General features: G+C 59.4%; 20 protein-coding genes and 1 tRNA gene. All 21 read right to left on the bottom strand.

Going from position 1 to position 9,945, the window contains the following annotated elements; all coding sequences use genetic code 11:
• Positions 1–2 precede the first annotated feature (2 nt).
• The 21 genes from KCX59_RS04685 to KCX59_RS04585 all read right to left on the bottom strand — a co-directional run bounded on the left by KCX59_RS04685 (position 3) and on the right by KCX59_RS04585 (position 9,906).
• Positions 3–1,574, bottom strand: coding sequence for a phage portal protein (locus KCX59_RS04685; protein ID WP_179018557.1), 1,572 nt, complete (start codon positions 1,572–1,574; stop codon positions 3–5).
• On the bottom strand, positions 1,552–2,874 hold the full coding sequence (locus KCX59_RS04680; protein WP_370629223.1) for a hypothetical protein: 1,323 nt from the start codon (positions 2,872–2,874) through the stop codon (positions 1,552–1,554). Before KCX59_RS04680 ends, KCX59_RS04685 begins: the two co-directional genes overlap by 23 nt.
• A 238-nt stretch (positions 2,875–3,112) precedes the next feature.
• Complete coding sequence (locus KCX59_RS04675; RefSeq protein ID WP_179018561.1) at positions 3,113–3,448, bottom strand: hypothetical protein; 336 nt, start codon at positions 3,446–3,448, stop codon at positions 3,113–3,115.
• A gap of 133 nt (positions 3,449–3,581) precedes the next feature.
• On the bottom strand, positions 3,582–3,875 hold the full coding sequence (locus KCX59_RS04670) for a hypothetical protein (protein ID WP_179018563.1): 294 nt from the start codon (positions 3,873–3,875) through the stop codon (positions 3,582–3,584).
• 27 nt (positions 3,876–3,902) lie between these two features.
• On the bottom strand, positions 3,903–4,103 hold the full coding sequence (locus KCX59_RS04665) for a hypothetical protein (protein WP_179018565.1): 201 nt from the start codon (positions 4,101–4,103) through the stop codon (positions 3,903–3,905).
• 155 nt (positions 4,104–4,258) lie between these two features.
• Positions 4,259–4,331 (bottom strand) — tRNA-Met (locus KCX59_RS04660).
• A 164-nt stretch (positions 4,332–4,495) separates the two neighbouring features.
• Positions 4,496–5,101 (bottom strand): hypothetical protein, encoded by a 606-nt coding sequence (locus tag KCX59_RS04655; RefSeq protein ID WP_179018567.1) that lies wholly within the window; start codon positions 5,099–5,101, stop codon positions 4,496–4,498.
• Positions 5,098–5,412 carry a hypothetical protein gene (locus KCX59_RS04650; RefSeq protein WP_179018569.1) on the bottom strand — a complete coding sequence of 105 codons (315 nt, stop codon included), beginning with the start codon at positions 5,410–5,412 and terminating at the stop codon, positions 5,098–5,100. Before KCX59_RS04650 ends, KCX59_RS04655 begins: the two co-directional genes overlap by 4 nt.
• On the bottom strand, positions 5,412–5,576 hold the full coding sequence (locus KCX59_RS04645; RefSeq protein WP_179018571.1) for a hypothetical protein: 165 nt from the start codon (positions 5,574–5,576) through the stop codon (positions 5,412–5,414). Before KCX59_RS04645 ends, KCX59_RS04650 begins: the two co-directional genes overlap by 1 nt.
• Positions 5,573–5,950 carry a hypothetical protein gene (locus KCX59_RS04640; protein WP_179018573.1) on the bottom strand — a complete coding sequence of 126 codons (378 nt, stop codon included), beginning with the start codon at positions 5,948–5,950 and terminating at the stop codon, positions 5,573–5,575. Before KCX59_RS04640 ends, KCX59_RS04645 begins: the two co-directional genes overlap by 4 nt.
• Positions 5,947–6,153 carry a hypothetical protein gene (locus tag KCX59_RS04635; RefSeq protein WP_179018575.1) on the bottom strand — a complete coding sequence of 69 codons (207 nt, stop codon included), beginning with the start codon at positions 6,151–6,153 and terminating at the stop codon, positions 5,947–5,949. The genes KCX59_RS04640 and KCX59_RS04635 overlap by 4 nt, the downstream gene beginning before the upstream one ends.
• Positions 6,150–6,545 (bottom strand): RusA family crossover junction endodeoxyribonuclease, encoded by a 396-nt coding sequence (locus KCX59_RS04630; RefSeq protein ID WP_179018582.1) that lies wholly within the window; start codon positions 6,543–6,545, stop codon positions 6,150–6,152. The genes KCX59_RS04635 and KCX59_RS04630 overlap by 4 nt, the downstream gene beginning before the upstream one ends.
• Complete coding sequence (locus KCX59_RS04625) at positions 6,542–6,829, bottom strand: hypothetical protein (protein ID WP_179018584.1); 288 nt, start codon at positions 6,827–6,829, stop codon at positions 6,542–6,544. Before KCX59_RS04625 ends, KCX59_RS04630 begins: the two co-directional genes overlap by 4 nt.
• On the bottom strand, positions 6,826–7,167 hold the full coding sequence (locus tag KCX59_RS04620; RefSeq protein ID WP_179018586.1) for a hypothetical protein: 342 nt from the start codon (positions 7,165–7,167) through the stop codon (positions 6,826–6,828). Before KCX59_RS04620 ends, KCX59_RS04625 begins: the two co-directional genes overlap by 4 nt.
• On the bottom strand, positions 7,164–7,370 hold the full coding sequence (locus tag KCX59_RS04615; RefSeq protein WP_179018588.1) for a hypothetical protein: 207 nt from the start codon (positions 7,368–7,370) through the stop codon (positions 7,164–7,166). Before KCX59_RS04615 ends, KCX59_RS04620 begins: the two co-directional genes overlap by 4 nt.
• On the bottom strand, positions 7,367–7,579 hold the full coding sequence (locus KCX59_RS04610) for a hypothetical protein (RefSeq protein WP_179018589.1): 213 nt from the start codon (positions 7,577–7,579) through the stop codon (positions 7,367–7,369). The genes KCX59_RS04615 and KCX59_RS04610 overlap by 4 nt, the downstream gene beginning before the upstream one ends.
• Entirely contained in the window at positions 7,576–7,845 is a 270-nt protein-coding gene (locus KCX59_RS04605; RefSeq protein ID WP_179018591.1) for a hypothetical protein, read from the bottom strand. Before KCX59_RS04605 ends, KCX59_RS04610 begins: the two co-directional genes overlap by 4 nt.
• Positions 7,846–7,865: 20 nt before the next feature.
• The gene (locus KCX59_RS04600) at positions 7,866–8,237 is read right to left on the bottom strand and encodes a hypothetical protein (RefSeq protein ID WP_179018593.1); all 372 of its coding nucleotides are present in this window, start codon (positions 8,235–8,237) and stop codon (positions 7,866–7,868) included.
• 231 nt (positions 8,238–8,468) lie between these two features.
• A complete protein-coding gene (locus KCX59_RS04595) occupies positions 8,469–8,879 on the bottom strand; it encodes a hypothetical protein (protein WP_179018595.1) in 411 nt (136 codons plus the stop codon).
• Positions 8,880–8,894: 15 nt separating this feature from the next.
• Positions 8,895–9,194 carry a hypothetical protein gene (locus KCX59_RS04590; RefSeq protein WP_179018597.1) on the bottom strand — a complete coding sequence of 100 codons (300 nt, stop codon included), beginning with the start codon at positions 9,192–9,194 and terminating at the stop codon, positions 8,895–8,897.
• Entirely contained in the window at positions 9,187–9,906 is a 720-nt protein-coding gene (locus tag KCX59_RS04585) for a hypothetical protein (RefSeq protein WP_179018599.1), read from the bottom strand. Before KCX59_RS04585 ends, KCX59_RS04590 begins: the two co-directional genes overlap by 8 nt.
• Between the last annotated feature and the right edge of the window lie 39 nt (positions 9,907–9,945).

Genomic DNA, 9,945 nt, shown 5'->3' with positions numbered 1-9,945 from the left:
GGTTACTCCTCAATGCCTTCAAGATCGGGCTTTATGATTCCTTGGTCGAGACGCGCAACGAGCTCCATGGGAGTCACGCCCTCGTCATGCCAGATGGCGTTTACTTTGGCGTTGAGGTGGGATGCCAATTTCTCGGCGTCAGGAACTCCTGCCGCGGTCAGGTCAGCAGTCAGTTCGCGGTCCCACCGCTCGGTTTCCCAGCCCTTGCCGGGAACCACTGCCTGTTGCCGGATGAGCGTCTTGCGCCACACCTCGGCAATGACCTTTGGTTCAGCCTCAACAACAGGCTCACCACCGTCTTGGGGTGAAGCTTGCCCGCCCACAAGTACGTTCAGCGGCGTGATGATCTCGTCACCGCCATCAATCGGGGCCAAGTTGCGGATCCTGCGGGCCTCGTTACGGGTCATCCACGGCCCACCCACGGAAGCTGACATGATGGCCGCCTGCTCCTCGAAGGAACCCCGGAGCTTCTCCTCAACGTTGAACTCCACAAACTCGCCCTCGGCGGCACCAATCAGCGGCAGAACAAACGCGTTCAGCCTGGCCTCAATGAGACGCAGAATCGGGCCAAGAGTGTTCGTGTAGAGGCTCTTATTGAACTCCCGCACATTCGAGTAGTTGGCCGAGTCCAGAACACCGACCATCGTCGGGTTTACCTGGTAGACCTGCGCCACGGTTTCGAGCGAGAGCTTGACCGAATCGGACCACTGCTCATCAGCGGACGCGAAGCCAACACGCTTGAGCTCCATGCCGTCTTCCATGAGCGGAGAACCGCCGGCACGTTCACCCTTGTCACCGGTGAACGCCTCGAACATCTCACTGAAGCGCTTGCGTGCAGTCCCGTCCCAAGACGGGGCATCCTTTGGGCGGGAAATGTACGTCCCCACCCGGCCGTTACGCTTCCACAACTGCTTGCGGTGGACGCGGGCGTGGTGCTGCTCCTCGAGGATCAAGCGCAGCGTCTCTACAGGCGAAGAAGCCGTGAACGGCGACAAAGCATTCCATCCAGGGAAGACAACCATCTGGTCGGCCTGGACCTTGATGTACTTGTCAGTGAACGGCGGCGACACAGTCCATTCGCGGATCTCGAACTCAACCGGGTCCCCGGGAGTTACCCAGTCGGGCGGGACGGGCTGGATTTGCTTGCCGGCAACACCATCAGTCCGCGGCAAAATGAGCCAGTAGGCCACATCGTGCAGAGAGCTGGTGGCAACCAAGTCATAGACGAGCTCCGGGCCGGTCATGTGCGTGTTGGGTTTCTTCAGAACCCCGTGCGCCACAGAACCGCGCACCCTGACGTTTTGCTCACCCTCAGCCTTGAACATATGGAGGCCAAGCTGCGCGCAGTTACGGGCGCGGAAGTCAATCACCGTCCGGAGATGCGGCTGGGAAGCCCACATCGCCGCGGGGCTCATGCCCTCCACGCTGTTCGCGTCACCATTACCGTGCAACAGAAAAGTTCCAGTGTGCTCGGAATCAATGCGGAACGTCTGCTTAGACGGATAGCCGCCAAGGATGGCTCTGGTGATGGAGTTCAGGAATCCCACGTACTCACCACCATTTCTCGTAATCATCGCCGTAGGCCGTCTGAGTGACAGCACCGTTTTTGAACATCTCCAAGCCCCACAGCGCGAACGTCACAGCGCACAAAGGTGCGACATCCACGGGAGACTTAGCCCGGTTCCACACCCAGACTTCCTGCAAAGGTTTCTTGACCGCGTCAGCGGCCGCCAGCGTCAACGTGCCTTGGTCGCGGAAGCGAATGGACTTACCCACAACACGGTCGTTGAACTGGCCGTGAGCGCTGCCAAGGTCGTTGCCCTGGCATTCAGTCACTTCGATGTCAGCGAGGCGAAGGAACTCGATCAGGGATGAGGCAGGAGCACCACGTCCCTGAACGATCACGGCGTCAGGAGTGAACGCCAGCTTGTTCTTGACCGCATCCACAACCCATTCAGTGCCGGGCCTCTTCATGATGACCTCGCAGTGAGGCAACCCATCTTCACGCCAACCAGCAACAGCCAGATACGTGTACGCCCGGTTATGGGAAGTGTCGATCGTCAAGACCCGCGGGGAGTCCTTCGCGATGCGCGACTCCGGATCAACACAGGCCTCAAACACGCCAGGACCAAACGGGCCCTCAGCAGCAAGCGCAACCCACTGGCACAAGTTCTCAGTCCGGAAAACATGCTCAGGCACACCCTCAGCCGTACCGACACCAACGAGGGCCGCCTTAGACGCAAGCATGGCCTCAGTGACGTAGGCAATGCCGTTCTCATCCTCGTAGCCCATGGACGGGTTAGCTTGGGCCCACCCGTCACGGTCCCAAATATCGCAATCATCAGGGGCGGACCACTCAAAAAGGCCCATCGTCGTATCGTGCGAGTTCGCGAACTCCTCAATGGAGGAGATCCCGGACTCGACGTACTTTTCCCAGTCCGCGATACGGTCAAGGCCCTGCTTGCGGAGACCGCGCAGCACATCAGACTTCGACGTGCCGGCATTCGAAACCGCAATGATCTGTGAAGAGAAGCGAGCGTTTGTCGTGTTAGTCAGCGCGGACCAAGATTCCCAGTCGCGCTGCTGTCGGAGCTCATCAAAGGCAAGGTCCGTCACTGACAGGCCACGGCCGCCATCATCGGAAGCCGCCTCGCACTTGTAGCGCGTCCCGTTAGTCAGTTCAAGGTATTTGTTGCCGTTCACGTTCGACTTGTGGGCAATGTACTTCCGGCCGGCGGAACGCTGCAGCGCCTTCGCGGAAAGGTCCAGGATCTCTTCGGCGGCGTTCAGCTTGTGAGCGGCACCCAGAATCAAGGCAGGTTCAGCTTCCGGACCGTCCCACATCATCATCCGCCACAACAGGCGAGTGGACATGATGAAGCTCTTTCCGTTCTGACGGCTCACCAACAGCAGGACCGTCTTGAACCGCAGCACCGGGAAAGCATCCGTTGAGAAAGAACCAAGAGCCAACTCAAGCGAATGGATCAGGAACCACTCTTGCCAAGGATGCAAATGACGGCCAGCAATCCGGGCAGACTCAATAGCCTCAAACCCCAGAGAAGTCTCAGGCGTCAACTCACGCAACGGCTGAGTCCACAACCTCGGCTCAGTCTTACCCAGCCTGGGCGCGCTTGCCTCGCTTTGCCTTGAGCTCATCAATCGGGTCAACCTCCGCAGCGGGCTTAGCCGGCATCTTGGAAGGCGTCAACTGCAGCGCCTCGCAATACCTCAAATACGTCGGAATCGACGTGTTGTCATGCAACGGGATCGGCAACTTAGCGCCGTCCTCCCGATCCTCCATCGCCGCTTCAACCACGGCATCCCAACCATCAATCTTCCGGGCCAAAGCAAGAACAGCAGCCACAGGACCAGCGCTCAAATCAGCGTCTAAGGCCCCCGAAGCGATGGCCTGCGCCACAGACCTCTCAGTAGCCTCATAGACGCTCACACTGCCTCCTCAAGGGCCTGCCACACGCGCACGCGTGCGCGACCCCCCTCTCAGAAGAACGGGGGGAGAGGACAGGAGCGGCGAGGACCTGTCCGGGGGATGGGGGTGCCAGTGATTTGACCGCCCCTACCCCTCATGTGAACCACTGCTCTGACGGTTCTCCGAGGTCGGCGTCTGGCATGCGGTTTGATCTGCGGTTGTTGCAGAGCGAGTGGCTGTGGCGGAAATTTGCGGGGTCTTCTGCGTGTTGCGGGTGTGTGCTGCGAGGGTAGAGGTGATCAAGCTCCCAGGCTTGCTCGTCGGGCCAGGCGAGGGTGTAGTCGATGTCCATGCCACAGAGCCAGCATGGTTCGTTGTTGTCTTGCCCTTGTCCACGGAATTCGAGGCGTTGTTTGCGGTAGCGGCGTGAGGTTTGACCATCACCCATCGCTTACCTCCTGCTGTTTGCTGTGGCTTAGTTAGCGGACAGCGCCAAGGCGTTGCCGAGTTTGGCTACCTGTTCGCCGGCGTTGGCCATGGTGGCTGGGGTGTCCAGCGCCACGCGGATCTCGTTGCTGCGAGTAGCTTGTTTGGCCTTGACCACGAGATCGAAGTCAATAGTGCCAACCTCAATGGGTTCGCCATCGGCCAGTTGAATGAATACCTTGGCTTCCATTGCGGCTCCTATCGTGTTGGTGTCAGGCCCCGCCGTGGTGCACCGTGACGGGGTCCGACGTTGCCGCTCTCGTAACCCGGGGACGGCGCCGGGGTGTGGTGATCTACTTTGCGAGGCCGCGTTTTCTGTTGTTAGTCGGCGTGCGTTTCGATCAGTGGCAACGTCAGGACTTGAACCTGAGACCTTCCGCTTATGAGGCGGACGCTCTACCTGCTGAGCTACATAGCCGTGTTGCCGGCGTCATCACGACGAGCGGCGGTGTCCGTGCGCTGGACTGCGAGATAGTGACCTCCGAGGGGGAGCTTTGGGCACTAAAAAAGCCAGCCACTTGATGTGGTCTGGCTTGGGTGTTGTGAGACTTGTAGCCCCAACACCACTGAGATTAACAGTGATTAACTCACTTGTGCAACATCTGTGCTGGGCGTGTTGGATGCGGCGCGCAACCACTTCAGTTCGGCGCCGTTCCATTCGGCTTTGCATCCGTCACAGTTGGCTGTCCATTGGTCTGGTGGGGCGATGGCTTCTGTCTCGTCGTCCCAGTAGTGGACGGCTAGGCAGGGTTCACGTTCGGGCCCGTAGAACCGTTGTCCGCATGATGGGCATGGGATTGATGGTCGCCATGGTGGGCGTTTGGATACGAGTAGGTTGCGGATGCCGTCGATCCATTCTTGTGCGATGCCTTCCAGGAAGGGCTGCCATTCGGTTGCTGCTGCGATGGACCACGCCTGCAGGAGATCCACGAGACCACCACGGTATTCGTTGCCGGTCATGGCGAGGTGTTCGGCAAGGGCGCGTTTCTTGATGCTGCGTTCCAGTTCGTCGGCTTTGGAGTTGATGATCATGCCACCACCACCGGAGCCGCCACGCCCTACCGCGAAGTCTGATGTTACAGCTGCCCTGAGTTCTGCCAGGAGTGGTGGTGTGAGGTGGAAGCCGCCATCGTCACCGCGGGTCATGTGTTCGTTGGTGAGCTGGTGGATAGTGTCTTTCAGGCTCATGCTTCGCTCCTGTCCAGTTTGTGGCAGCGGGCCAGCCACTCTTCGTGGGTTTCGTGGTATTCATAGGTGACTCGTGGCTGTGGTTCGTTTACTTCGGTGCCATAGTCAGGGCCGCCCCATTCGGTACCTTCGTAGGCTTCGAGGGCGCGGAGTCCGGCAAGGGCCTGAGAGTACAGGGCCCAGTCCTCGGCGGTGGGTGGAGTTTCGTGGCGGGTTGCTTTGCGGTCGTAGCGTGGGTCTGTGAGGGACTTCTCCATGTACAGCATTTCCGCTGAGATCCAGATGGCGATTGTGTTCTTGTGCAGTTCCACTACTCGCCCCGTCCTTCGTAGATGTAGCTGGTTTGGATTGATCGTGGTTGCTTGCGGGTGGTGTGCTTCTCGATCGCTTTCCAGAACGCGGCGAAGAGCATGTCCTCCTTGCCTTCTTTGGGCTGGCAGTCGATCGTGATGATGATCTTCCGAATCCGGCTCATGCTTGGCCTCCTGCGATTCGTTTGATTTGTTCGGCGGTGAACACGGGCGCCCATCGTTCGCCGGGGAAGCGGCACTCTGTGGTGCCGTGTTCGTTGGTTCGGACTTGGACGGTGACGGTGTTGGGCGTGCGTATGAATCCGCCTTTCAAGTACTGCCCTCGTTCGCCTTCGTTATCGATAGGTATCTCTTCGCCGCAGAGTGTGCATTTCCAGCCTTGGGACAGGTCTAGTTCCAGGTGGTGGTGGTGCCCGTTGTCGAGGATTCGTTGCAGGAGCATGTTGACTGCTTGCCGCGGGAGTACGACTTTGCCGGGGATGGTGCTTGACGCGGTGAGCATTTGAATGAGTTCGTCTTGAGCTTCCCGGTAACTCATTTGCTGTCCTTCGCGCGGGGCCCGTTGCCATCTTTGCGCCATTGCCAGTTGAGGACGTGGCAGAGTTCGGCTTGCGCGAGGCTGTGGAGTGTTCGGATGAAGGCTCGGGCTGTTAGTGGTGATTCGGCCCGGTAGTTGAGGTTGTTGCCTGCTCGGGCTTCGGTGATTCCGCGCCGGATCTGGGCTGCGTGCCTGGTCTTCACTTTGCCTCCGTGATGGTGATGTCGAGTCCTGGCATGTGGGTTGCCCAGACTTTGCGGATGTCCCAGTGGACTATGCGGGCGTCGTTGGTGAGGATGCCGGCGGATTCGAGGGCGTCACCTATTGCGCGTTGCATTTTGTCGAGGTCTTTGGGGCCGGCTGGGTGGTTGTGGAATTTGGTGGTTGGTGGTTTGCGGATCCTGATTTCGCCGGTGATCTTTACCGGGTCGTCGATTGGCTGGAAGTTGGGTCCGGCTGCGAGTTTGGCGGCTGCTTTGACGGCGGCTCTCCATGCGGGCAGTTGCTTGTCTGACTCGACCAGGTTCTTGCCGTAGCTGTTCTTGCTACCCTGTGACGCTGGTGTGCCGTGGGCGACAATCCTGAGCGGGTTCATCGTCCGCCCCATTTCCGGCGGTCTTTCACGAGGGTGGGATCGTGAGGCTTGTTCGGTGGCGGTGTCAGGACGGGCGCCAGTGCGTCAAGCAGCGGCGTGACCACCTGGTTGAGCGCGTCCACGATTCCTTGGAAGGCCTGCCCCAGCACCACCCAAGCATGTTGTGTGTATCGCTTGTGCCGATTCATAGCTTCGATGGCGCGGAACTGGTCTACGGCTTCGATGCGCTCGTTGCATGGCTGGCACGTAAACACCCAGCGCGCTTTGCCTTCTTTGCGGATCATCGGTTGTCACCGGTCTTTGTCTCTGTGATGTGGAGTGTGATGCTCTGGCTGCGGGATAGCTCGATGCTCCCGGAGAGTAGTTGGACGTGCAGGCCTCGCCACCCTGCTTCTGGGGTGACGTACATGCTGACGTCCCAGCCGTTGCCGATGAGGTTGCATGGGCCTTGTTCCTGGGCTTCGAAGTCGAGGATGGTGTATTCGTACTCGCCGGCTGGGCGGAAGGCTGCTTGGCGGGTGCAGATGGCGTATCGGCTTCCGGATGCTTGGACAGTCCACCAGCGCTTGCCGTGCTGGCGGGTGCGGACCTTGTCGCCGGGCGTGAGGGTGTTGGCGTTCATCGGTTGTCTTCTTTCTCGGCGAGGATGAGCTCTTCGGGCCCGTACCAGAGCGGGACAAGTGAGTGGAGGCCGGCTACATGGAATGGGCTGGGCCATGTGTCGTCTTTGCAGATGGAGGTGATTCGGCCGACGCGGTCCCAGTGGTAGTCGCGGCGGTTGATCACGCGGACGGTATCGCCAAGTGCGAATTTGGCGGCGCTCATTTGCGAAGCTCGGCGAGGTTGCGGGTGAGATCCAGGGATGCGCGGCGTAGGGCGCCTGTCTCTGCTGAGCCCCAACTGTGGTCGCATTGGTAGGTGGTATCGCGCCGTTCGTTTTCGGCGTTGATCCGCTCGAGGGCGGCCTCTGCTTTAGCTATGAAGCGTTGGGCTTCGGTGATGGCGCCTTTGATCTTGCTGCGGGTCATGGTCATGACTGGTCTCCGGTCTTGCAGATGATGGCACCGGAGAGGTCGATGACTGGTTTGCGGTAGGGGTTGTCAGCTTTGAGGCTGGCTACGTATGCCGCTGGGACCCCGTTCGAGTCTTGGGACAATCGGTCTGCGAATGCGTCCCATCCGGTGGCCATGAGTTCGCGGCGGCTGTCTTCGAGGCGTTGGCCCATTGCGATGAGTTGGCGGGATAGTCCGTCGTTGAGGTTTGTGAGGCGCTCGTTTTCGGCGCGTAGGTTCTCGGTCATTGCGTTCTCCTTGGGTATGGCTAAGCCCCAGCGTTTGCCGGGGCTTCGTAGTGGGTTCCGATGTGGGTTTGTGGTCTATCGCCGGCTTTTACGTCGGCCCAGCATGATGCGCAGTTGTGTGCGTCTTTGCCGATGTGGTCCGGGCATGGAGGTGGTTTCGGCAGTACGGCTTTGATGGTGTCGGGCCAGAATCGTTGGTCGATGAAGATGGCGCCTGGTGTTTCGATTTTGTGGTCACGGGCTGCGTTGACTGCGGCCACCGTGATGTCAGCGAACGGGGCTGGGTGTTGCGCGTTTTTCTCTAGGAGTTTGAGCATTGCCGGGGCGGACCAGCGTGGCCTGATTTCGTGGAGTAGGCTGGCCAGCGCTTTGGCCTGGTTTTCGGTGATCAAGATTGGTCCTTCCTTCAATCAGATGTCCCGGTGGCGGCCCTAACTTAAGCGGACGATTGATTGAGAACTTTCACCCTCTTCTTTAGAAAGCACCCCAAAGAGAAGGTGAGATAGGCACTTAGGTGAGTAGCTATATAGGTGTTGGTGTTGGTGCTTATTTTTGGTTACATGTTTGCTATCGGTTTGCTATAGCGTTTTGTAAGCGGCCGCTTACAGTTCCGCTTATCCCGCTTATGCGCCATCCGGGACGCTCACGCACAGTTCGCAGTCCTCTTTGAACACTCCACGGTCAACGTGCCAGCGTTTGTGGGATGACTCTTTGCCGCCCCTGGTGCCGCGTTCCCTCTTGTCTTGCCGGCGTTGGGCTATCTCCACTTTCGAGGGCTGGTGGCTGAGGTAGTCGTGCAGTTGGTACCCGCCCTCGATCTCTTCGACCAGACCCGCTGCAATGAGTTCCTTGCCCGTTTTGATGCCGCGCATGTTCAGTTCGTGCTTGCTGAACTTCCCGTCGCTGGTCGCTTCGTTGCAGTCGGCTATGAGTTCGACGTGCAGCCGGAATGCTTTGTCGCTTAGGGTGCGGATCTTGCGGTGGCGCGGATACTCATTCGTGAGGGTGAAATATGGGCGGGTGTCTTTGGACAATGGGTCCTCCTTTCTTTAGGTACGGTGCGCGCCGCCGGGCCGTGTCATTTGGGTCCGGTCGATGGTGAGTGGGTAGTCAAGAGCGTTGACTCGTGGGTGGCCGTATTGCTCGCTGCAGGGTGTGCAGTAGCTGTAGAAGAATGATTCGTCTTTGTCGCGTGGGTTGCGGCAGGCGCCACCGCCGATGGTGCTTTTGGAGTTGCACCAACCGCAGCCGTTGTCCGCCCATACGGATGTGTGGACGGTGAACGGTGGGACGGGCGGTGATTCGCCTAGCTCTTCAAAGATGTCCGTCTGGCCGGCGAGCTCAGCCATGGTGGACCTGGCGTCCGGGCATCGCGCCCCAGTGCCCGGTGCGTCCGATACGTAAAGTGCGCATGTGTTCTGCGCGTTGCTCGGTGGTCCATTGGCGGCCGTCGTAGTGGCGCTTCAGGGTTTCGTGGGTGACGCCTAGCGTGCGGGTGATTTCAGCGAAGGGGCATCCGTCATCGAGCATGGTTTCGATTCGGCGTTTCACGTCTTCAGGGAGCTTGGCTTTGCTGTGGTCGGAGATCCCGAGTTCGTGCCGGATCTTAATGACGCTGCTGATGGAGCAGCTAAGGGCTTCAGCGATTGATGCTAGGGGTTCGCCTGCTTCGCTTCGGTCCTTGACTTGTTGCGGATCGATGCGGCGTGTGTGCGCCTTGCGTGGAGCGAGTGGCAGGCCTTCGCGTCTGCGGGCGGCTTGCACGCGTTGTGGGTGGCATCCGAATACTTTTGCTATCTCGTCGTTGTTCTTGCCTTCGCTGACGAGCTCACGCAGCTGGCCACGGTCGATCTTGGATGCGTGGTGGTGTCCGGGATGGTTGACGCCTGTTCGTTTGCGGGCGGCGACGACTCGGGCTTCGGAGCAGTCGAGCATCTTGGCGATGGTCGGGACTGAGTTGCCTTCGAGGGTGAGTTGCTTGATGCGTCGGGTGAGTGCGTCGCCTGCTTCCGCTGCTGCTGCTGCGAGTCTGGCGCGGGCTTCTTCTAGTTCGGTGGTCATCGTTCCTCTTTGGGGTAGTTGAATGGCCGCTTGGGCGTG

Source organism: Paenarthrobacter nitroguajacolicus (genome assembly GCF_051027655.1).
GTDB classification, from domain to species: domain Bacteria; phylum Actinomycetota; class Actinomycetes; order Actinomycetales; family Micrococcaceae; genus Arthrobacter; species Arthrobacter nitroguajacolicus.
This window is presented reverse-complemented; position numbering and strand designations above follow the sequence as displayed.